This is a genomic window from Streptomyces sp. NPDC028314 (genome assembly GCF_055565795.1).
This window is the reverse complement of sequence record NZ_JBVHTP010000002.1, coordinates 307,414-329,131: the sequence shown is the minus strand read 5'-3', so window position 1 is coordinate 329,131 and position 21,718 is coordinate 307,414. Positions and strand designations below refer to the sequence as shown.

Here is a 21,718-nt window from a genome sequence, read left to right as displayed (position 1 = left end):
CCTCGTCCTCGCGATGATCGCCCTGCCGATCATCGGGGTGAGCGCCGCCGACCTCACGGTGCGCAGCGCCTCCCTGACCGTGTCCGAGACGCTGGACCGCCAGATCGGCGCCGCCGACGCCCGGTTGCGCGACTCGGGCATGGGCACGGCCATCTACCAGTCGCCCGACGGCAACACCTCCGATCCCGTCGGCGGCTACAGCGCCTACGACTTCTCCAAGCGCAACGAGGGCAAGGACCAGGCGCAGAGCGTGGTCCCGCCCGGCGCCCAGGTCCTCAAGGACAGCAAGGGCGACGCCAAGGTCCGCACCACGCACGGACTGCTCGACACCAACCTGCGCGAGCTGGACACGGCCAGCCCGCTCGTCGAGGGCATGCTGACGCTTCTGCGCGGCCGGATGCCCTCCGCACCGGGCGAGGTCATCGCCACCCAGAGCTTCCTGGACCAGTCCGGCTTCTCCGTCGGCTCCGAGCTGACCCCGCGCGGGTCCACCCGTGCCTACAAGGTCGTGGGTGCGTACGAGCTTCCGTCCGCGCTGGACGACGTGGAGCTCATCGCCCCGCCCGGGACCCTGCTCACCCCGCTCGACCAGGCCCTTCAGGCCGCCGGCACCCAGGGGGTGACGGCCAGCGACACCTACCTCGTCAAGCTCGGCGGCGATGGTTTCACGTGGAACATGGTCCAGGCGGCCAACACCAAGGGCATCGTCGTCATCTCCCGCGCCGTCGGCCTGAACCCGCCGGCCGAGTCCGAAGTGCCCCTGTACGACCAGCAGAAGAAGGAGGGCAACTTCCGCCAGGACGGCCCGGACCGCACCGTCGAGATGACCCTGCTGGCCACCGTCGTCGGCCTGGCCATGCTGGAGATCTGCCTGCTCGCCGGACCCGCCTTCGCGGTGGGTGCCCGGCGCTCGCGCCGCCAGCTCGGCCTGGTCGGCGCCAACGGCGGCGACCGGCGGCACATCCGGGCCATCGTGCTCTCCGGCGGCCTGGTCATCGGCGCGGCCTCCGCCGTCGTCGGCACCGCCCTCGGCATGGCGTTCACCCTCGCCCTCCAGCCGGTGCTGGAGGGGTACCTGGGGCTGCGCTGGGGCGGCTTCGAAGTCCGGCCGCTGGAACTCCTCGCCATCGCCCTGCTCGCCGTGATCACCGGCCTGCTGGCCGCGGTCGTCCCCGCGGTCACCGCCTCCCGGCAGACCGTGCTGGCCTCGCTGACCGGCCGCCGCGGAGTCCGGCGGGCCAACCGGGTACTGCCCGTCCTCGGCCTGCTCGCCGTCGCCGGAGGCGCCGCGATCGCCCTGTACGGGGCCGCCTCCGAGATGGGAACGCTGGTCGTCGCGGGCGGCAGCGCCGTCGCGGAGCTGGGCGTCGTCGCCCTCACCCCGACCCTGGTCGGCCTCTTCGGGCGGCTCGGGCGGTGGCTGCCGCTGTCGCCGCGGCTCGCGCTGCGCGACGCCGTGCGCAACCGGGGGCGTACGGCTCCCGCGGTCGCCGCGGTCCTGGCCGCCGTCGCCGGCACGGTCGCGGTGTCCACGTACGCACACAGCCAGGACATCCAGAACCGCTACGAGTACGTCGCCAAGCTGCCGGCCGGTGCCGGCCTGGTGACGAGCCATGAGAACGACCGGTACCGGGACATGCCCGCCGTCCGCGACGCCGTCTCGAAGGAACTCCCGGTCTCGGTACGGGCGGACGTGGACCGGATCGCGGTCGGGAAGCCCTCGTGCGACTCGTACTCGCTGGATCCGGGCTGCGGCCGCGCGGAGATCATCAAGCCCAAGGAGAACCGCTGCCCGCTCTACGCCTCGGCGGACGCGTTCGAGTCCTTCACCGACCAGCAGCGGCGTGAGCTGTACAAGGACTGGCGGTGCAAGCAGCCCCGGACGATGCCGTCCTTCGACATCGTCGTCGCCGACGAGAAGCTGCTGAACGTCCTCGGGGTGACCGACCCGGCGGCGGTGTCCGCGTTCAAGTCGGGCCAGGTCCTCTCGTTCGACAAGCGCAACATCAAGGACGGCAGGATCAACCTGCGGGTGGTCACCGAGGAGTCGCAGAAGGGCTCCGGTCCCTGGGACGACCCGAAGGGCACCGACAAGATCATCCCGGTCCACGAGGTGGCCGACCAGGACTCCTCCTACGGGATCGCGGCCATCTTCCCCGCGAGCGTCGTGAAGGCGGCCGGTCTGGGCACCGCGCCCGTCGGCTCGTACTTCAGCCTCGCCGAGAAGCCCACGAGCTCGCAGAAGCAGCAGCTGGCCGGGCGCATCGACCAGATCGGCATCGAGGCCCCCGTCCACATCGAGCAGGGCTACGAGGGCAAGGACACGCTCCCCATGCTCGCCCTCACCATCTTCGCGGGCATCGTCACCATCGGCGCGGCGGGCATCGCCACCGGGCTGGCCCAGGCCGACGCCGAGGCCGACCTGAAGACGCTGGCCGCGGTCGGTGCGCCGCCGCGGGTGCGGCGGACGCTGAGCGGCTTCCAGTGCGGGGTGGTGGCCATGATGGGCGTCGTCCTCGGCTCGGTGGCCGGGATCCTGCCGGCGGTCGGGCTACGGCTCACCGAGCGGGAGGCGATGAAACGTCTCCTCGAGCGCGCCGGGGCCGACGACGTGCTGTACGTGCCGATCTCCGTGCCGTGGGAGACGCTGGTCGGGCTGCTCGTCGTGGTCCCGCTGGGCGCGGCGGTGCTGGCCGCCCTCGTCACCAAGTCGAGCGGCGCCCTGGCCCGCCGGGCGGCGGGGTGACCGCTGCGTGACCGCGGGGTGACGGCGGGGTCATGCTCGTGCCCCCGTACAGGGTGGATCACGCCTGTACGGGGGCACACCGTGTGAGTAAGCAGGTGTGCGAGAGAATGACGGCATGGAGATGCCGAGGAGTGAACGGTCGCAGGACAGTCCCCCGCACGTCCTGATCGTCGGACAGGACGGGATGACGGTCGGCGGCGCCGATGACGAGTCGCGCGAGGTTCCGGTGACGGAGATGGTCGAACAGCCCGCCAAGGTCATGCGGATCGGCAGCATGATCAAGCAACTCCTGGAAGAGGTACGCGCCGCACCTCTCGACGAGGCGAGCCGGGTCCGGCTCAAGGACATCCATGCCGCGTCGGTGAAGGAACTGGAAGACGGCCTGGCTCCCGAGCTGGTCGAGGAACTGGAGCGCCTGTCCCTGCCGTTCACCGAGGAGGCCATTCCCTCGGAGGCCGAACTGCGGATCGCGCAGGCGCAGTTGGTGGGCTGGCTGGAGGGTCTCTTCCACGGGATCCAGACGGCCCTGTTCGCGCAGCAGATGGCGGCGCGCGCACAACTGGAGCAGATGCGCCGGGCCCTCCCGCCGGGCGGCTCCCACGATGACGACGAAGAAGGCCCGCACGGCGCCGTCCGCTCGGGCCCCTACCTCTAGACCTCTAGGCGCCGGCCTCCGGGGGCCCCGCCGGGGGCCCCGCCGGGGGGCCCGGGCTTCGAACGCCGGCCGGGCCGCGCACGCGGCCCGGCCGGCGTTTTCCGTGCCGCCGCAGCGGGAACTCACAGCGTCGCGGTGGAGCGAGCTCACAGCGCCGCGGTAGGGCCGCGGTAAGTGCGGGAACCCGCGCGCAACATGGTCCGCGCATACTCGGAGGCATGAGCTACGACGCCATCGTCCTCGCCGGCGGAGCCGCGCGGCGGCTCGGCGGGGCGGACAAGCCCGCCCTGCACGTCGGCGGCCGAGCCCTGCTCGACCGGGTCCTCGACGCCTGCGCCGACGCCGACGCCACCGTCGTGGTCGGCGGACGCCGGGCCACCTCGCGGCCGGTCCGGTGGACCCGCGAGGACCCCCCCGGCGGCGGGCCCGTGGCCGCGCTGGACGCCGGACTGCGCGCGACGACCGCCGCACGCGTGCTCGTGCTCTCCGCCGATCTGCCCTTCCTGGACCGGGACACCGTCCGGGCACTGCTGGACGCGCCCGGGCCCGACGGGGCGATGCTGCGCGACGCCGACGGGCGGGACCAGCCCCTCGTCGCCGCCTACCGCGCGGAGCCGCTCCGCCGCGAGATCGCCCTCCTGGCCGCCGAGCACGGGAACTTGACCGGGCTGCCGCTGCGCGCACTCACCGCGGAGCTCGACCTGGCGGCCGTGACCGCCACCGCACCACTCGCCTCGTTCGACTGCGACACCTGGGATGATCTCGCGTCGGCCAGGGCCCGGATCAGAGAGCATGGGACCGTGCTGGACGAATGGATCACCGCCGTCAAGAACGAGCTGGGCATCGACGTCGCCGTCGACACCAAGACCCTGCTCGACCTCGCCCGTGACGCCGCCCACGGCGTCGCCCGCCCCGCAGCCCCGCTGACCACCTTCCTCGTCGGCTACGCGGCGGCCCGCGCCGAAGCCGCCGGTGCCGACCCCGCCGAGGCCGTGGCCGAAGCCTCCCGCAAGGCCGCCGAACTGGCGCTGCGGTGGGCCGAGGAAACCCCCGGGGCCCCCGAAGCCGGCTCCGGATGACCCGCACCGACGCCGAGCGCGTCCCGGACGAGACCACCGCCTCCGCCGCCGGCCCCCGCTCCGGAGCCAGTGCCGAGCAGGCCCTCGACGAAGCCCTGGCCCTCGTCGCCCGCGACCCGGACGGCGGTGGACACCGCGCCGCCCCCTGGCTCCGGGCGCGCGAGGCCGCCGCACGGGCCGGGGCGGGCGTCCGGGCCCGTACCCATCGGCTGCCCCTGGCGGAGGCGCTGGGCGAGGTGCTGACCGGCCCCCTCGACGCCCTCACCGACCTGCCGTCCTTCGACACCTCCGCCATGGACGGCTGGGCCGTCGCCGGACCCGGCCCCTGGCGCATCCGCGGCGGCGGGGTGCTGGCCGGCTCCGAGCGGCCCGAGCCCCTCGCGGACGGAGAGGCCGTACGGATCGCCACCGGCGCCCGGATCCCCGCGGACACCAGCGCCGTGATCCGCAGCGAGCACTCCCGCGAGGCCGGCTCCCTGCTCTACGCCGAGCGGCCCGTCGCCACCGGCCAGGACATCCGCCCGCGCGGCCAGGAGTGCCGCTCCGGCGACCTGCTGCTGCCGTCGGGCTCCCTGGTCACCCCGGCCGTGCTCGGCCTGGCGGCCGCCGCCGGGTACGACGAGCTGGAGACCCGGCCCCGGCCCCGCGTGGAGATCCTGGTCCTCGGCGACGAGCTGCTCACCGAGGGCCGCCCGCACGACGGACTGATCCGGGACGCCCTGAGCCCCATGCTCGGCCCGTGGCTCACCCGGCTCGGCGCCCAGGTCACCGCCACGCGGCGGCTCGGCGACGACCCCGCCGGCGCCGAGGCCCTGTACGAGGCCGTCACCACCTCCGACGCCGACCTGGTCGTCACCACCGGCGGGACCGCCTCCGGCCCCGTCGACCACGTGCACCCCGTACTGCTCCGCGCCGGGGCCGAACTGCTCGTCGACGGGGTCGCCGTGCGGCCCGGGCATCCGATGCTGCTGGCCCGGCTCGGGGACCGCGGCGCGGGCCGGCACGTCGTGGGCCTGCCCGGGAACCCGCTGGCCGCCGTCTCCGGGCTGCTGACCCTGGCCGAGCCGCTGCTGCGGGCCCTCGCGGGCCGCCGGCAGCGCCCCCGGTACACGGTGGCCGTGCAGGGCGACGTGCCCGGCCACCCGTACGACACCCGGCTCGTGCCGGTGCTGCTGACCGACGAGCACGCGGTACCGCTGCGCTACCACGGCCCGGCGATGCTCCGCGGGGTGGCCGCCGCCGACGCGCTGGCCGTCGTACCGCCGCACGGCGCGCGCTCCGGGCAGGAACTGGAAGTACTCGATCTGCCCTGGGCAGCGGGGGGATGTTTCACGTGAAACTTCACGGCCAGGACGCCATGGCCCGGGGCGCGGACGAGAAACTCGTCTCACGGCGCATCAAACTGCCCAAGCGGGTGGTCGAGAAGCCCCTGCGCCAGGTCGGCATCCGGCTGCTCATGGCCCTGTTCGTGATGTTCCTGACGGTCCTGCTCGTGTGGATCGACCGGGACGGCTACCACGACAACGCCAACGAGAAGGTCGACTTCCTCGACTGCGTCTACTACGCGACCGTGACCCTGTCGACGACCGGATACGGCGACATCGTCCCGTACAGCGACAGCGCGCGGCTGGTGAACATCCTGCTGATCACGCCGCTGCGCGTACTGTTCCTGATCATCCTGGTCGGCACCACCCTGGAAGTCCTCACCGAACGGACCCGGGAAGAGTGGCGGCTGAACCGCTGGAGGAAGAACTTGCGAGACCACACGGTCGTCGTCGGCTTCGGCACGAAGGGCCGCTCGGCCCTGCAGACGCTGCTGGCCACCGGTCTCCACAAGGAGCAGGTGGTCATCGTCGATCCGAGCGCCAAGGTGATCGACATGGCCAACTCGGAGGGCTTCACGGGGGTCGTCGGGGACGCCACCCGCTCCGACGTGCTGCTCCGCGCCGAACTGCAGAAGGCCCGGCAGGTCGTGATCGCCACTCAGCGGGACGACACGGCGGTGCTGGTCACGCTGACGGCACGCCAGCTCAACCGCGGAGCGAAGATCGTCGCGACGGTACGGGAAGAGGAGAACGCCCCGCTGCTGCGCCAGTCGGGCGCGGACGCGGTCATCACGAGCGCGAGCGCGGCGGGCCGGCTGCTCGGCCTGTCCGTGCTCAGCCCCAGCGCGGGCGCCGTGATGGAGGACCTGATCCAGCAGGGCAGCGGCCTGGACCTCATCGAACGGCCCGTCAGGAGGGCGGAGGTCGGCAAACCGGTCCGCGAGGCCGACGACCTGGTGGTGAGCGTGCTCCGCGGCCACCGGCTGCTGCCGTACGACGACCCGCACGCGAGCCCGCTCCAGCTGACGGACCGCCTGATCAGCATCGTCCGCGCGGTACCGCCGAGTTCGCCGCCGATAACCCTGGGGCCCGCCCAGTAGCCGGGGCTGCTGGGCCGTGCGGGCGGGTTCGCGTAGCCTCCGGGCCATGCATGCGATCACGATCGAACAGCCCGGCGGCCCCGACGCCCTGGTCTGGGCCGAAGTACCCGATCCGGTGGCAGGCGAGGGCGAGGTGCTCGTCGAGGTCGCGGCGAGCGCCGTGAACCGCGCCGACGTCCTCCAGCGGCAGGGGTTCTACGATCCCCCGCCCGGCGCCTCCCGCTACCCCGGCCTGGAATGCTCCGGGCGGATCGTCGAGGTCGGGCCCGGGGTGTCCGGCTGGTCGGTGGGCGACGAGGTGTGCGCCCTGCTGGCCGGCGGCGGGTACGCGGAGCGGGTGGCCGTCCCCGCGGGGCAGCTGCTGCCGGTCCCGGAGGGCGTGGACCTGGTGACCGCCGCCGCGCTGCCCGAGGTGGTCACGACGGTGTGGTCGAACGTGTTCATGATCGCCGGGCTGCGTCCCGGCGAGACCCTGCTGGTGCACGGCGGCTCCAGCGGGATCGGCACCATGGCGATCCAGCTCGGCAAGGCGGTCGGCGCGCGGGTGGCGGTGACGGCGGGCGGCAAGGAGAAGCTGGCGCGCTGCGCGGAGCTGGGCGCGGACATCCTGATCGACTACCGCGAGCAGGACTTCGTGGAGGAACTGCGGGCCGCGACGGGCGGCGCCGGGGCGGACGTGATCCTGGACATCGTGGGCGCGAAGTACCTGGCGCGGAACCTGGAGGCCCTGGCCGTGAACGGCCGCCTCGCGGTGATCGGCCTCCAGGGCGGGGTGAAGGCGGAGCTGAACCTGGGCGCGCTGCTCGCCAAGCGGGCGGCGATCACCGCGACCTCGCTGCGGGCCAGGCCGCTGGAGGAGAAGGCGGCCATCGTCGCGGCGGTACGGGAGCACGTCTGGCCGCTGCTGACGACGGGCCGGGTGAGGCCGGTCGTCCACGCGACGTACCCCATGCGCGACGCCGCCGAAGCCCACCGCGTACTGGAATCCAGCGCCCACGTCGGCAAGCTCCTCCTGACCACCTAAAGGCTGTCCCACCGGTCGGCGGCGTACGGGCTGGGCGTCGCGGCGAGGACGTCGCCGGTGACGGCGGCCGCCGTGCCCGCGAGCAGCGGGTGCGCGGCGGCGACGGCCCGCATCAGGGCGGTCGGGGTGGTGTGACTGTCGAGGCGGCGGCCCCGGCTGCTGGTCAGCAGCGGACCGGCGGCGGGGCTGCTGTGCGCAGCCGCCGTCCGGCGGTGCGGAAGGTAGTCGGCGACGGCGCGCGCGACGGGCGGCGGTACGGGACGGATCCGGCTGCCGCCGCCCTTGAGCGTGATCCGGGCGGTGGTGCGGTGCCGTTCCCGGATCCAGTCGTCCAGGTCGATGGCGACGGCCTGATGGGCGCGGAGGTCCATGCCGAGCATGAGGTGGCCGAGGGCGCGCGTGCGCTGGTACTGCGGGCCCGTATAGCCGTCGAGGGCGCCGAGGAAGAGGGCGGCCCGGTGACCGTCCAGGGCGGGCCGGCCCGCCGGGAGGCCGGAGACGGCGGGGCGCAGGTCTCGTCCGGCGGGGTTGTCGATGAAGGCGTCGTAGGTCTGGGCGTGCCGGTAGAAGCCGCGTAAGGACGAGACGCGGCGGGCCTTGGTGCGGGGTTTGGCGCCGTCCCCCGACCAGGCGTCGACGTCCGTGCGCTCGGCGTACCAGACGCGCTCGCCGATGAAGGCGAGCCAAGCGCCCACCTCGGCCCGGTAGTCCGCGCGGCTGCGCTCGACGAGCGGCGCGCGCCCCAGCCAGTCATCGAGCACCTCGTACGGGTCCGGGTCCATGCCCGGGATAGTACGGTCCGGCCTGAGGTTCTGTTATCCCAAGCCGGATTCCCGGCGGTTGCCGTCCACGCAGGTCAGAGCCGGGTCCGGAAGGCACTGTCGCGCACACCCGTTTTTCGCCCTATGAAGTAGGAGGGCCCGCCGGGTCCACGGACCGAGGAGCTCAGGATGGCCGAAGCCGGCACCACAACGGCGAACACGACGGCGGAGCCGACCGGGCAGGACACGGTCGCCGAGCTCCTGCTGCTCCGCCGCCACCTCCGACGGCTGGAGGCCGGCCCCGTCATCACAGGAGCCCACAAGATCGCCCGTACCCTCGGCCCGGTCCTGGAACCCGTCTGGGGCCTGCTCTGCGACCCCCGCGACGGGGTCGGATACCTGCGGCAGTACGGCACGGGGGTGACCTCGCCCGCCGCCGAGAAGGCGAACACGGCCGTCACCGCGAAGGCGGTACGGGCCTACAAGAAGATCAACCTCGTCGGCCCCGAGCGCCACCAGGTCTGGGCGGCCCTCGCCAATCCCGCCGACGCCCTGCTGCGTACCGTCCGCTCCCCGCTGCCCTCCCCCACGCAGAAGGACGGCACCACCACGACCCTGCACGTCGGTATCCGGCCCGCCCTCCCCGCCGTCCTCCACCTCGACTGGGACGAGGACGGTGACGTCGTCCCGGCGCTGCGCGCCGTCCTGCGCCGCTGGTGCGACCTGGCGTACCGGGCCGGCGGCACCACCGGTGACCAGGCCCGCATCACCCTGGCGTCCGCGCTGCTGGCCCGCGGGGCGGCGCTCGACGGTGACGCCGCGACCGTCCGCTGGTTCATCGAGCGCTGGCTCGGACTCGCCCCGACCCGCTCCCGGGTCGACGGCGCCACCGCCGCCCTGCTGGAGAACGACTGGACCCGCAACCGCGTCGACACCCAGCTCTCCGTGGTGCTCGACACCGTCACGCAGCTGCGCCTGGACGCCTCCCACCAGCACCGTCTGCACCGGCCTGCCTGGGAGACCCAGCTGAACGGGATCCCCCTGACGCTCCTGTCGGACCGGCCGCACGACGTCCCCGACGTCATGGACGACCCCGTCGAGGCCGTGACGCGCGCCCTGCTCACCGAGCAGGTGCACTGCGTTCTGGACACGCTGTCCGATCGGGAGGCGGACATCATCCTCAAGGTCGTCATGGAGGGGGCGACCCAGGCCGAACTGGCGCGGCTGCACGGCATAAGTCCCGCCCACATCAGGAAGATCCGTGAGACGGCCCTGCTCAAGCTCCGGCACCCCGTCCGGTCCCAAGTCCTCGCGGACTACTTCTAACTAGCCCACCTGGGAGGACCTCCATGACCACCCGAAACGCCCGCCCCACCCGTTCCCGCCAGAGCGCCGGACGCCGACCGGACCAGGAGACGCGCATGCCGGAGACCACCGTCGCCCCCTCCCCGGCCGGACGGCCCCCCGCCGCGCCCGCCCCAGCGGTACCCGATGGCGGCCCGGCCCGCTTCGGAATGCCCCACGCGCTGGTGATCAGCGTGTGCGTGATCGTCGCGGCCGTCCTCGCCGCGGTCGGCATGGAGGTGAAGGCCGCCCTGCTGCTCGTGGCCGGCGCCGCCGGCGCGGGGGCGACGGTGGTCCTCCTGGTCACCACCCGGGGGAGGAACGGCGGGCGCCTGGGCCGGGTGATCCGCGCCTACCTCTCCGCGGGCAACTGACGGCGGCCGGCCCTGCGGCGTCCGCCGGCCGGCCCGCCGTCACCGCGCCGCCCCGGGCCAGGAGCCGGGCCCCCGGGACTCGGGGCCCGGCCGCTCGACCCCGGCCGGGGGACGGGCTACAGCGACCGCAGCAGGACCGCCGGCGATTCGACGCAGTCGGCCACGTACCGCAGGAAGCCCCCCGCCGTGCCACCGTCACACACCCGGTGGTCGAAGGTCAGCGACAGCTGTACGACCTGCCGGACGGCCAGCTCCCCCTGGTGCACCCACGGCTTCGGCATGATCCGTCCGACCCCCAGCATCGCCGCCTCGGGGTGGTTGATGATCGGGGTCGAGCCGTCGACCCCGAACACCCCGTAGTTGTTCAGGGTGAACGTCCCGCCCGTCAGGTCCGCCGGGGCCAGCTTCCCCGCCCGTGCCAGCTCGGTCAGCCGGGCGAACTCCGCCGACAGGGACTCCGGGTTGCGCGTCTGCGCGTCCCGGACCACCGGCACGACCAGGCCCCGCTCGGTCTGCGCGGCGAAGCCCAGGTGCACCGACGGCAGCCGGACGATCTCCTTCGCCGCCAGGTCCACGGTGGAGTTGAGCTCCGGGTACTTGGCCAGCGCGGCCGTGCAGATCCGGGCCAGCAGCGCCAGCACCGAGATCTTGGGCCCGCCCACGGCGTTCATCGCGGCCCGGGCGCCCATCAGCTCGGTGGCGTCGGCGTCGACCCAGCAGGTGGCCTCCGGGATCTCCCGCCGGCTGCGCGACAGCTTCTCGGCCACGGCTCCCCGCACGCCCTTGAGCGGGATCCGGACCTCGCCCGCGACCGCCGCGGCGGCGACGACCGGCGCGGCCACCGGCTCGGCCACCGGCGCCCGCAGCGCCGCCTCGACGTCCGCCCGCAGGATCAGCCCCTCGGGCCCGGAGCCGCTCAGCGCCCGCAGGTCGACGCCGTTGTCCCGGGCCAGCTTCCGCACCAGCGGCGAGATCACCGGCACCGGCCCGGCCGGAGCGACGACCGCCACGGCGGCGGGCGTCACGGCGGCGGGCGCCACCGGCACGGACGGGGCCGGAGCCGGGGCCGGGGCCCCCGCCGTCGGGCGGACCCGTCGGCGCCGCGCCGGGCGCGAGTGGTCCGTACCGTAGCCGACCAGGACGTTCCCCGAGCCGGAGGAACCGGCCGGCTCCTCGGAGTCCAGCGGCTCCGTCCCCGACCCCACCGCCACGGTGATCAGCGGAGCTCCCACCGGCAGCTCCGTCCCCTCCTCACCGAAGCGCGCGGTGACCACGCCCCCGTAGGGGCACGGGACCTCGACCATCGCCTTGGCCGTCTCGACCTCGACCACCGGCTGGTCGATCTCCACCACGTCGCCCACCGCGACCAGCCAGCGCACGATCTCCGCCTCGGTCAGCCCCTCACCGAGGTCCGGCAGCTTGAACTCCAGTACCTGCGGCATCAGTTCTCCCACTGCAGGCGGGCCACGGCGTCCAGGATCCGGTCGACACCGGGCAGATGGTGCTTCTCCAGCATCGGCGGCGGGTACGGGATGTCGAACCCGGTCACCCGCAGCACCGGCGCCTCCAGGTGGTGGAAGCACCGCTCCGTGACCCGGGCGGCGATCTCCGCGCCCGGCCCGCCGAAGCCGCCGGACTCGTGGACCACGACCGCGCGCCCGGTCCGCCGTACGGAGGCGACCACCGTCTCCTCGTCGAACGGAACCAGCGAGCGCAGGTCGACGACCTCCAGGTCCCAGCCCTCCTCGCGCGCCGCCTCGGCGGCCTCCAGGCACACCGGCAGCGAGGGCCCGTAGGTGATCAGCGTCGCGCTCGTGCCCGTCCGCCGGACCAGGGCCTTGCCGATGCCCGGCACGGCGGCGGGGCTCTGCGGGTTCCAGTCGGCCTTCGACCAGTACAGCCGCTTCGGCTCCAGGAAGACCACCGGGTCGTCGCTGGCGATGGACGCGCGCAGCAGCCCGTACGCGTCCTCCACCGTCGCCGGGGTGACCACCGTCAGGCCGGGCGTGGCCACGTAGTACGCCTCGGAGGAGTCGCAGTGGTGCTCGACCCCGCCGATCCCGCCGCCGTAGGGCACCCGGATCGTGATCGGCAGCGGCATCGCGCCGCGCGTGCGGTTGCGCATCTTCGCGACGTGCGAGATCAGCTGCTCGAAGGCCGGGTAGGCGAACGCGTCGAACTGCATCTCCACGACCGGCCGCAGCCCGTACATGGCCATGCCGACGGCGGCGCCGAGGATTCCGGCCTCCGCGAGCGGGGTGTCCGTACAGCGGTCGTCGCCGAACTCCTTGGCGAGCCCGTCCGTGATCCGGAAGACCCCGCCGAGCGTGCCGACGTCCTCGCCCATGACGTGGACGGTCGGGTCCTCGGCCATCGCGTCGCGCATCGCCCTGCCCAGGGCCTGGGCCATGGTCGCCGGCTTGGCGGCCGGCTTCGCCACTGCGGTCGTCATCACTCGTTCTCCGCTTCGAGCTCGGCGCGCAGCAGCTCCGCCTGTTCGCGCAGTCTGCCGGTCTGTTCCTCGTAGACGTGCGCGAAGAGGTCCATCGGGTCGAGCACCGGATCGGCGTTCATCCCGTCGCGCAGCGCCGCCGCCATCGCCTCGGCCGCGTCCTTGGCCACCTTGATGCCCTCCGCGTCCAGCAGGCCACGGGCGGTCAGCTCGCGCTCCAGCAGTGCCACCGGGTCGTGTGCCTTCCAGGCCTCCACCTCGGCGTCCGTGCGGTAGCGCGTCGCGTCGTCGGCGTTGGTGTGGGCCTCCATGCGGTACGTGACGGCCTCGATCATCGTCGGACCGCCGCCCGCGCGCGCCCGCTGGACCGCCTCGGTCAGCACCTCGTGCATCGCGGCGATGTCGTTGCCGTCGACCAGTCGGCCCGGCATCCCGTACCCGACGGCCTTGTGGGCCAGGGTGGGGGCGGCGGTCTGCTTGGCGAGCGGGACGGATATCGCGAAGCCGTTGTTCTGGACCAGGAAGACCACCGGCGCCTGCCAGACGGCGGCGAAGTTCATCGCCTCGTGGAAGTCGCCCTCGCTGGTGCCGCCGTCGCCGACCATGGCGAGCGCGACCACGTCGTCCCCGCGCAGCCGGGCGGCGTGCGCCAGGCCGACCGCATGGGGGAGCTGGGTGGCGAGCGGGGTGGAGAGCGGGGCGATCCGGTGCTCGCGCGGGTCGTACCCGGTGTGCCAGTCGCCGCGCAGCAGGGTCAGCGCCTCGACCGGGTCCAGTCCGCGCGCCACGGCGGCGAGGGTGTCCCGGTAGCTCGGGAAGAGCCAGTCCTGCTCCTCCAGCACCATCGCGGCCGCGATCTCGCAGGCCTCCTGGCCGACGGTGGAGGGGTACACGGCGAGCCGGCCCTGCTTGGTCAGCGCGGTGGCCTGGGCGTTGTAGCGGCGGCCGCGCACGAGCTCGGCGTAGCACCGGCGCATCAGCTCGGGGTCGAGCTTGTCCGCGGCCGGAGTGCCCAGCACCCGGTACGGCTCGGGGTCCGGGAGCAGCGGGGCGGCATCCGTACGGGGCCTCCAGGCGGGCGGCGGGGTGGGACGGTGGGACGCACCGGCACCGGGCAGCTCTTGGACCGTCATGGCGGCGTACACCTCCTCGTGGGAAGCGGGCAGGGCGGGCCCCGGGTGTGAGGCGCCTCACCTACCGATTGTTCGGTTGTCTGCGCAATTTGGCTACAGGCGGCTCCAGGCTGTGGACAAAGTGGCGGCGGGGCCCTGGGATGGGTGCAGGACGTCCAGCAGAGGGAGGCAGTGGGCAATGCCGGATGAACAAATGGCCGGAGCGGGCTCCGCATCGGTCCCGCCGGGTGGTGCGACGGGGACCCCGCCGGCACCTCCCGTGCCACCCCCGCCGCCCCGGCCGCTGGATCCGATCGACCGGTCGATCATGCGGCTGCTCCAGGCGGACGGCCGGGCGTCGATACGGTCGGTGGCGGAGCAGGTCCACGTGTCGCGGGCCAATGCGTACGCGCGGATCAACCGGCTGATCGACGACGGGGTCATCCGGGGCTTCACGGCCCGCGTCGATCACGAACGCGCAGGTCAGGGCGCATCGGCGTATATCACCCTGAAGATCGTCCAGAACTCCTGGCGGACGGTCCGCGAGCAGCTGCGCGAGCTTCCGGGCGCGGCGCACATCGCCCTGGTCAGCGGCGATTTCGACGTCCTGCTGCTGGTCCACACGCCGGACAACCGCACCCTGCGGGAACTGGTCCTCACCCGCCTCCAGTCGATCCCGGAGGTCCTCTCCACCCGCACCCTGCTGGTCTTCGAGGAGACGGACCTCCTCGACCCGGGCCCGTCCGGCGGCCCGGCCGTCATGGAGGACCCGGGCCCGGCCTGAGGGCGCACGGCCCGGCAGCCCGGCCGGGTTCCTGCGGATCCGCGCCTGTGCCCGGCCGGGCCCCGGCGGATCGGCAGTGCGAATCGGCACGGCAGCCCGGCCGGGGCCCCCGGCGGATCCGCGCGGCGGCGCTGGGCCGTCCGGGCTACGGCTCGGTGCGCAGGCCGTCGAAGGCCATGTGGACCACCGCGTCCGCGAGCTGGGTGTGGTCCGCGCCCGGATGCGGGCGGTACCACTCGACCAGCGAGTTGACCATGCCGAAGAGCAGCCGGGTCGCGAGCCGGATGTCCACGTCCGCCCGCAGGTCGCCGTCGGCCGCGGCGGCCTTCAGCAGCTCCGCCACCGCGTGGTCGAACTCGCGGCGGCGCTCCAGCGCCCAGCGCTCGGTGCGCGTGTTGCCGCGTACCCGCAGCAGCAGCGTCACGTACGGGAGTTCCGCCAGCAGTACCTCGACCGTGCGCCGCGTGACGTACTCGACGCGCTCGACCGCGCGGCCGCGTACCGCTCCCGGCTCCTCCAGGACGGCGAAGAGGCCGTCCAGCGCGCGGCTGACCGCCCGGCGCAGGAGTTCCTCCTTGCCCGCGACGTGGTGGTAGATCGAGGACTTGGAGATGCCCGCGGCCTTGGAGAGGTGCTCCATCGAGGTGCCGTCGTAGCCGCGCTCGTTGAAGACCTGGACCGCGACGGAGAGCAGGGTCTCCGGGGTGTAGGTGTCCCGTCTGGCCGTGGTCACTGGGCGTCCCCCTCGGCGTCGGCCGCTTCCTCTTCCTCTTCGCCCACCGCGTAGCCGAGCCTGTACAGCGCCAGCGAGGGCGCGTAGCGGCCGCCCGGACAGCGTTCGTCGAGGTGGTGCAGCAGGTCGTACGCCCAGTCCCGGCCGAGCCGGTCGTGCCATTCGGCCGGGCCCAGCGGGTAGTTGACGCCGAGCCGCATCGCCGTGTCGATGTCCTCGGCGCCGGCCACTCCGCGCGCGACGGCGTCGGCCGTGAGGTCGATCAGCATCGCGACGGTCCGGGCGACGATCATGCCGGGTACGTCGCCGATGACGGAGACCTTCTTGCCGAGCTTCTGGAAGAGTCCGATCGCCTCGGCCAGGGTCCGCTCACTGGTGTCCTCGCTGGCGGAGAGCGCGATCCGGGTGGCGCCCCGGTAGTCCAGCGCGAGGTCGAAGTAGACGACGTCCGCGAACTCGACCGAGGTCTTGCCGTCCGCGAGCACCAGCTGCCCCTCGCCTGGGAGCTGGATGTACGGACCCCCGTGCTCGGTGGCCGTGACCGCGATCCCGGCCTCCTCCAGGAGGTCCGCCAGCTCGGCCGCCGGGCCGAGGTCCCCGACGACGGTGACCTTGGCGGGGGCCTCCTCGGGCCCGGCGGTGTGCGGAACCGGTTCGGCCGCGCCCTCGCCGTACGGGAACCAGCCGTGCCCCGACTTGCGGCCGAGGCGGCCCGACTGGACCAGGCGGCGCTGCGCGAGGGAGGGGGTGAACTTCGGGCTCCGGAAGAACGACTCCCAGACGGAGCGGGTGACGGCCTCGTTGACGTCCTGCCCGATCAGGTCGGTCAGCGCGAACGGGCCCATCTTGAAGCCGCCGCTCTCGCGGAGCACGGCGTCGATGGTGGCCGGGTCGGCGCCCCGCTCCTCGTACACCGCGAAGGCCTCGGCGTAGAAGGGGCGGGCGATCCGGTTGACGATGAAGCCGGGGGTGTCGGCGCAGCGCACCGGCGTCTTCCCCCAGGCCTTGGCGGTGTCGTACGCCAGCTCGGCGGCGGCCGGGTCGGTCGCGAAACCGCTGACCACCTCGACGAGCGGGAGCAGCGGCGCCGGGTTGAAGAAGTGCAGGCCGAGGAAGCGGCCGGGGTGTGCGAGCCCGGCGGCGAGCTCGGTGACGGAGAGGGAGGAGGTATTGGTCGCCAGCAGCGCGTCCGGCGAAACCACCTCTTCGAGTGCGGCGAAGAGCGCCCGCTTGACGGGGACGTCCTCGACGACGGCCTCGATGACGAGGGCGGCGTCCGCGAGGTCGGCGAGTGCGCGGGCCGGTCCGATCCGGCCGATCGCGTCGTCGGCCTCGGCGCGATCCAGCCGGCCCTTGGCGGCCATGCGCTCGACGCGGTCCTGGACGAGGCCGCAGCCGTCCTGCGCGAGGTTCTCGTCGATGTCGTAGAGCAGCACGCGGTGACCTGCGAGAAGGGCGACCTGGGCGATGCCCTGGCCCATCGTGCCGGCGCCGACGACCGCCACAGTGCGGGACCGCTCGATTGCTGTCATGACCCGATCCTCCCGCACCGACTTATCCACAGGTCTGCCGGGCCCTCTTGTCCCGACCGATCGTTCGGTTACTCTAACTCCAGTCTGCTCTTCTTCACCCGCCCCTGCCTGATCTCAGCCTGCGAACCAGCCTGATCTTGCCCGGCTCAACGAGGAGTTGGTCCCTGATGGCCGCCGAGTCCACCGTCCCCCAGCTGACCGAGAAGCACCGTCCCACCCTGGACCAGGCGCTGTCGGCGATCCGCACCCGCGCCTACTGGTCCCCGCATCCCGAGCACCCGAAGGCCTACGGGGAAACCGCCCCGGCCGACGGCCTCGCCGCCTTCGAGGCCCTCCGCGGCACCCGCTTCGACCTCGGGCAGCCCGGCACCGACGGCTGGACGGGCGGCGAGGTCTCCCCGTACGGCCCCGAGCTGGGCGTGGAGTACCCGCACGCCGACCCCGAGGTCCTGCTTCCCGCGATGCGGGCCGGCATGGCCGCCTGGCGCGACGCCGGTCCCGAGACCCGCGCCGTGGTCTGCATCGAGATCCTGGCCCGCATCTCGGCGCGGACGCACGAGTTCGCGCACGCGGTGATGCACACCAGCGGCCAGGCGTTCATGATGGCGTTCCAGGCGGGCGGCCCGCACGCGCAGGACCGCGGCCTGGAGGCGGTGGCCTACGCGTACGAGGAGCAGACCCGGGTCCCGGGGCAGGCCGACTGGTCGAAGCCGCAGGGCAAGAAGGACCCGCTGGAGCTCGGCAAGACCTTCACCGCGGTCCCGCGCGGCATCTCGCTGATGATCGGCTGCAACACCTTCCCGACCTGGAACGGCTACCCGGGCCTGTTCGCCTCGCTCGCCACGGGCAACGCCGTACTGGTCAAGCCGCACCCGCGCGCCGTCCTGCCGCTGGCGCTGACGGTCCAGGTGGCCCGCGAGGTCCTCGCCGAGGCCGGCTTCGACCCGAACCTGGTGGCGCTGGCGGTGGAGCGGCCGGGCGAGGGCATCGCCAAGACCCTCGCGCTCCGTCCCGAGATCAAGCTGGTCGACTACACCGGGTCCACGGAGTTCGGCGACTGGCTGGAGGCCAACGCCCGCCAGGCGCAGGTGTACACGGAGAAGGCCGGCGTCAACACCGTCCTCCTCGACTCCACCGACGACTACAAGGGCATGCTGTCCAACCTGGCCTTCTCGCTGTCCCTGTACAGCGGCCAGATGTGCACCACCCCGCAGAACCTGCTGATCCCGCGCGACGGCATCGAGACGGACGCCGGGCACAAGACGTACGACGAGGTCGTGGCCGACCTCGCGGCCTCGGTCGGCGGCCTGCTGGGCGACGACGCCCGGGCCAACGCCCTGCTGGGCGCGCTGGTCAACCCCGACGTCAAGGCGCGGCTGGAGGCCGCGGCCGGTCTGGGCGAGGTCGCGCTGGCCTCGCGCGAGGTGACGAACCCCGAATTCCCGGACGCGGTGGTCCGTACCCCGGTGATGGTGAAGCTGGACGCGGCCAAGCCCGACCCGGACGCCCCGTACCTCTCGGAGTGCTTCGGCCCGGTGTCCTTCGCGGTGGCGGTCGACTCCACGGCGGACGCCCTGGAGCTGCTGCGGCGCACGGTGCGGGAGAAGGGCGCGATGACGGTCGGCGCCTACACGACGTCCGCGGACACCGAGCGGGCCATCGAGGAGGTCTGCCTGGAGGAGTCGGCGCAGCTGTCGCTGAACCTCACCGGCGGGGTCTACGTCAACCAGACCGCGGCCTTCTCCGACTTCCACGGCTCGGGCGGCAACCCTGCGGCGAACGCCGCGCTCTGCGACGGCGCGTTCGTCGCGAACCGGTTCCGTGTGGTGGAGGTCCGCCGCCAGGCGTAGGCCCGGCAGGGGGACGGCTCAGCCGGTTTTCGGGCCGCCCCAGTGGAACAGCGTCATCGCGACGCTGGTGGCCAGGTTGTAGCTGGAGACCTGCGGCCGCATCGGCAGGGACACCAGGTGGTCGGCGCGGGCGCGCAGCTCGGGCGAGATGCCGTGGCGTTCGGAGCCGAAGGCGAGCAGGGCGTCGTCCGGGAGGGTGAGGGCACGGATGTCCTCGCCCTCCGGGTCGAGCGCGTACAGCGGCCCGGGCGGCAGGGTCTCCAGTTCGACCCGGTCCACGGTGGTGGCGTAGTGCAGACCGGCCCCGGCCCGGACCACGTTCGGATGCCAGGGGTCGAGGTCGCCGCGGGTGACGACACCGGTGGCGCCGAAGCCGGCGGCGAGGCGGACGACGGCCCCGACGTTGCCGAGGTTGCGGGGGTTGTCGAGGACGACGACGGGTGCCTTCCGGGGCAGTCGGCGCAGCTCCTCGCGGCCCGCCTCCCGGTCGGGCCGTACGGCGAGCGCGGCGACCCCGGTGGGGTGCACACGGGCCAGCAGCCCCCTGAGGTCGGCCCGGCGCACCAGCCGCGCCACGTCCGCCTCCACGTCCGGAGCCAGCTCGGCGGCGAGGGCCCGTACGGCCTCGGGGTCGTCCGCGACGACCGCCCGCACCTCGGCCCCGAACCGCAGGGCGTGCTTCAGCGCGTGGAACCCGTCGAGCAGCACGAGCCCGTCCTGCCCGGCGGCCTCCCGCCACTCCCGCGCGACCTCACCGGAACTCAAGCGCTCACTCATACCGCCGACCTTACGAGCCCCGGGCCCCCGGCCTCGCGCCGGGATCAGCGCGGCACGGGGCTGGGGACGACGTCCTCGACGGCCACCACCGCGCCGGGAGCGGCCGGACCCCGGCTCGGCCCGAGCGCGGCGGCCCGCGCACCGAGCCGGACCAGGAACGCCGTCGGCAGGAACACCGCGTCGGCCGCGATCATCGCCAGCGAGAAGAACGGCAGCCCCAGCAGCACCGCGATCGCCGCGTGCTCCAGCATCATCAGCCCCAGCAGCACGTTCTTGATCCGCCGGTTGAACAGCGTGAACGGGAACGCGACCTGGACCGCCACGGTCCCGTACGTCAGCAGCATCACCATCGTCCCGCTGCCCGCCAGCACCCCCGAAAGCCCCGGCCAGGGGGTGAAGTAGTCCAGCCCCAGCGGGTAGTACAGCGCGGTCCCGTCCTGCCACCGCGAGCCCTGGATCTTGTACCAGCCGGCCGTCGCGTAGATCAGGCAGACCTCCGCCGTGATCACCAGCATCCCCGCGTTGTGCAGCAGGTTCGCCAGGACGTCGAGTACCGCCCGGCCCTCCCCCTGTGCCTCGAAGCGGTCGACCAGCCACCACAGCCCCAGCACCACCCACACCGCCGCGAAGGCGGCGAGCCAGCCCTGGCTGAACCGCCCGGTCATCGCCCCGTACGCGAACAGCAGGCCCAGCACGGCCCACAGCACCGGCCCCGCGGCTCCCGCCGAAGCCGAGCCCCGCAGCCGCGCCCGGCGCGCGTCCAGGGACCAGACCTGCGCGCAGCGGGTCAGCACGAGGTAGAGGGCCATCAGGTGGATGACGTTGTCCCCGCCGTCCCCCATGAACACGCTGCGGTTCTGCAGCGACAGCACCCCGATCATGAACAGCACCGAGGTGCCCCGGGTCCGCCAGCCCAGCATCAGCAGCACGCTCGCGACGACGGAGACGGCGTAGACGAGCTCGAACCAGCCGTTCGAGTCCGACCACATCAGCACCGTGAAGGCATGGTTCGAGGCGATCAGCTGCTCCGCCATCGCCCAGCTCCAGGGGCTGTCGGGCCCGTACAGCTCGTGGCGGTTCGGGAACTCGCGCAGCAGGAAGAACAGCCAGGTCCCGGAGAATCCGATGCGCACGAGGGCGCTCTGGTACGGGCCCAGCGCCCGGCCGGTGACCACCGCCAGCCCCTGCCCGGCCGCGGCCAGGGCCCGCGGCCGCAGGCCCGGCCCCGGCTGCCCCGGCCCCGGCTCCGGCCCAGAAGCAGGTCCCGGCCCCGGCTCCGGCCGCCCCGTGCCCGGCGTCATACCGTCCACCACGGCAGCTCCCGGTAGTAGGTCTGGGTGTCGTTCTGCTCGTCGCTCCACGCGGGCGCGGCCACGCCGGTGGTCGCCGAGCGGAGCTGGATCCGTACGATGCGCTCGCCCGGCCGCTCCCGTGCCGCGAGCCGGTCGAGCGCGATGCGCCGCAGGTACTGCTCCGACAGGGCGCCCCGGTCGCCGTTCGGCTTGTTGTCCTCGTCGTGGGAGCCGGTGAAGAAGTCCCAGGCCCGCCGCAGCTCGTTCTGCTCGGTGTGGCTCGGCAGCAGGCTGTGCCGGATCGCCGCGCCGTCCTCGGCGGACAGGTCGGTCCAGCCGCTGGTCGTGAGCCCGCCGTCGGATCCGAGCACCTCCGCCCGCACCTCGACCGCGATGTTCTGCTGGAGGGGGTTGGGGGCGAAGAGCTTCCAGTTCTGTTCGAACTCGGGATAGATCCACTCGTCGACGGCGGCCGCGTGCCGCTTGCTCAGCGTGTTGGACGGGGCGACGTGCAGGAAGACCAGCGCGAGGTGCCCGCAGGCGGCCGCGGCCACGACGGCCAGGGCGAGACCCGTCAGAACCCGGTACGGGGTGGACAGACCGGCGATCCCGGGGGCCCTGGGCGGCTTCGTGGCCGCTGCCGGGGAGCCCGCCGCACCCTCTCCCGCACCCGTCGTGCCGGCCCCCGGAACGGGCTGTTCCGAAGGCTCGCGCTCGTTCGAATCCATCCCGCCCCGATCATCCGGCGTCCACCGGGTTGCCCACAGAGGTTGACACC

The 21,718-nt window shown here is 73.4% G+C and carries 19 protein-coding genes; 10 read left to right on the top strand and 9 right to left on the bottom strand.

What is annotated here, in order from left to right; genetic code table 11:
- Positions 1 to 13: 13 nt before the first annotated feature.
- The 6 genes from ACZ4TG_RS05680 to ACZ4TG_RS05655 all read left to right on the top strand — a co-directional run bounded on the left by ACZ4TG_RS05680 (position 14) and on the right by ACZ4TG_RS05655 (position 7,929).
- Positions 14 to 2,746: an ABC transporter permease gene (locus ACZ4TG_RS05680; protein WP_468160435.1), complete on the top strand. Its 2,733-nt coding sequence runs from the start codon at positions 14 to 16 to the stop codon at positions 2,744 to 2,746.
- Positions 2,747 to 2,861: 115 nt separating this feature from the next.
- Complete coding sequence (locus ACZ4TG_RS05675) at positions 2,862 to 3,401, top strand: bacterial proteasome activator family protein (protein WP_468160050.1); 540 nt, start codon at positions 2,862 to 2,864, stop codon at positions 3,399 to 3,401.
- Between the two features lie 218 nt (positions 3,402 to 3,619).
- Positions 3,620 to 4,480: an NTP transferase domain-containing protein gene (locus tag ACZ4TG_RS05670; RefSeq protein ID WP_468160049.1), complete on the top strand. Its 861-nt coding sequence runs from the start codon at positions 3,620 to 3,622 to the stop codon at positions 4,478 to 4,480.
- Positions 4,477 to 5,817 carry a molybdopterin molybdotransferase MoeA gene (locus ACZ4TG_RS05665; RefSeq protein ID WP_468160048.1) on the top strand — a complete coding sequence of 447 codons (1,341 nt, stop codon included), beginning with the start codon at positions 4,477 to 4,479 and terminating at the stop codon, positions 5,815 to 5,817. Before ACZ4TG_RS05670 ends, ACZ4TG_RS05665 begins: the two co-directional genes overlap by 4 nt.
- A complete protein-coding gene (locus ACZ4TG_RS05660; RefSeq protein WP_468160047.1) occupies positions 5,805 to 6,905 on the top strand; it encodes a potassium channel family protein in 1,101 nt (366 codons plus the stop codon). The genes ACZ4TG_RS05665 and ACZ4TG_RS05660 overlap by 13 nt, the downstream gene beginning before the upstream one ends.
- A 46-nt stretch (positions 6,906 to 6,951) precedes the next feature.
- Positions 6,952 to 7,929, top strand: a complete 978-nt coding sequence (locus ACZ4TG_RS05655) for an NAD(P)H-quinone oxidoreductase (RefSeq protein WP_468160046.1) — start codon at positions 6,952 to 6,954, stop codon at positions 7,927 to 7,929.
- Here ACZ4TG_RS05655 and ACZ4TG_RS05650 read toward each other — a convergent pair.
- Positions 7,926 to 8,711, bottom strand: a complete 786-nt coding sequence (locus ACZ4TG_RS05650) for a site-specific integrase (protein ID WP_468160045.1) — start codon at positions 8,709 to 8,711, stop codon at positions 7,926 to 7,928. The two genes, ACZ4TG_RS05655 and ACZ4TG_RS05650, sit on opposite strands and share 4 nt — an antisense overlap.
- A 168-nt stretch (positions 8,712 to 8,879) precedes the next feature.
- Here ACZ4TG_RS05650 and ACZ4TG_RS05645 point away from each other — a divergent pair, with 168 nt between their 5' ends.
- Entirely contained in the window at positions 8,880 to 10,016 is a 1,137-nt protein-coding gene (locus ACZ4TG_RS05645) for a helix-turn-helix transcriptional regulator (protein WP_468160044.1), read from the top strand.
- A 23-nt stretch (positions 10,017 to 10,039) separates the two neighbouring features.
- Positions 10,040 to 10,408 (top strand): hypothetical protein, encoded by a 369-nt coding sequence (locus ACZ4TG_RS05640; RefSeq protein WP_468160043.1) that lies wholly within the window; start codon positions 10,040 to 10,042, stop codon positions 10,406 to 10,408.
- Positions 10,409 to 10,524: 116 nt separating this feature from the next.
- On the opposite strand, the gene ACZ4TG_RS05635 is transcribed toward ACZ4TG_RS05640, so the two are convergent.
- Genes ACZ4TG_RS05635 through pdhA form a run of 3 tightly spaced genes read right to left on the bottom strand, consistent with a single transcriptional unit; the run spans position 10,525 to position 13,993 of the window.
- The gene (locus tag ACZ4TG_RS05635) at positions 10,525 to 11,850 is read right to left on the bottom strand and encodes a dihydrolipoamide acetyltransferase family protein (protein WP_468160042.1); all 1,326 of its coding nucleotides are present in this window, start codon (positions 11,848 to 11,850) and stop codon (positions 10,525 to 10,527) included.
- The gene (locus tag ACZ4TG_RS05630) at positions 11,850 to 12,860 is read right to left on the bottom strand and encodes an alpha-ketoacid dehydrogenase subunit beta (RefSeq protein WP_468160041.1); all 1,011 of its coding nucleotides are present in this window, start codon (positions 12,858 to 12,860) and stop codon (positions 11,850 to 11,852) included. The genes ACZ4TG_RS05635 and ACZ4TG_RS05630 overlap by 1 nt, the downstream gene beginning before the upstream one ends.
- A complete protein-coding gene (gene pdhA / locus ACZ4TG_RS05625; RefSeq protein WP_468160040.1) occupies positions 12,860 to 13,993 on the bottom strand; it encodes a pyruvate dehydrogenase (acetyl-transferring) E1 component subunit alpha in 1,134 nt (377 codons plus the stop codon). Before pdhA ends, ACZ4TG_RS05630 begins: the two co-directional genes overlap by 1 nt.
- Positions 13,994 to 14,171: 178 nt before the next feature.
- Here pdhA and ACZ4TG_RS05620 point away from each other — a divergent pair, with 178 nt between their 5' ends.
- Entirely contained in the window at positions 14,172 to 14,756 is a 585-nt protein-coding gene (locus tag ACZ4TG_RS05620) for an Lrp/AsnC family transcriptional regulator (protein ID WP_468160039.1), read from the top strand.
- A 145-nt stretch (positions 14,757 to 14,901) separates the two neighbouring features.
- Here the strand turns inward: ACZ4TG_RS05620 and ACZ4TG_RS05615 are convergent, their stop codons facing one another.
- Positions 14,902 to 15,489: a TetR/AcrR family transcriptional regulator gene (locus ACZ4TG_RS05615; protein ID WP_468160038.1), complete on the bottom strand. Its 588-nt coding sequence runs from the start codon at positions 15,487 to 15,489 to the stop codon at positions 14,902 to 14,904.
- A complete protein-coding gene (locus ACZ4TG_RS05610) occupies positions 15,486 to 17,021 on the bottom strand; it encodes a 3-hydroxyacyl-CoA dehydrogenase (RefSeq protein ID WP_468160037.1) in 1,536 nt (511 codons plus the stop codon). Before ACZ4TG_RS05610 ends, ACZ4TG_RS05615 begins: the two co-directional genes overlap by 4 nt.
- A gap of 167 nt (positions 17,022 to 17,188) precedes the next feature.
- Between ACZ4TG_RS05610 and paaN the strand changes: the two genes are divergently transcribed.
- Entirely contained in the window at positions 17,189 to 18,871 is a 1,683-nt protein-coding gene (paaN, locus tag ACZ4TG_RS05605; RefSeq protein WP_468160036.1) for a phenylacetic acid degradation protein PaaN, read from the top strand.
- 18 nt (positions 18,872 to 18,889) lie between these two features.
- Here paaN and ACZ4TG_RS05600 read toward each other — a convergent pair whose 3' ends face one another.
- From ACZ4TG_RS05600 to ACZ4TG_RS05590, 3 genes are read right to left on the bottom strand one after another with little or no spacing between them, the layout of a single operon-like run.
- A complete protein-coding gene (locus tag ACZ4TG_RS05600) occupies positions 18,890 to 19,648 on the bottom strand; it encodes a TrmH family RNA methyltransferase (RefSeq protein ID WP_468160035.1) in 759 nt (252 codons plus the stop codon).
- A gap of 44 nt (positions 19,649 to 19,692) precedes the next feature.
- Positions 19,693 to 20,949 (bottom strand): HTTM domain-containing protein, encoded by a 1,257-nt coding sequence (locus ACZ4TG_RS05595; protein ID WP_468160034.1) that lies wholly within the window; start codon positions 20,947 to 20,949, stop codon positions 19,693 to 19,695.
- A complete protein-coding gene (locus ACZ4TG_RS05590; RefSeq protein ID WP_468160033.1) occupies positions 20,946 to 21,668 on the bottom strand; it encodes a DUF5819 family protein in 723 nt (240 codons plus the stop codon). Before ACZ4TG_RS05590 ends, ACZ4TG_RS05595 begins: the two co-directional genes overlap by 4 nt.
- Between the last annotated feature and the right edge of the window lie 50 nt (positions 21,669 to 21,718).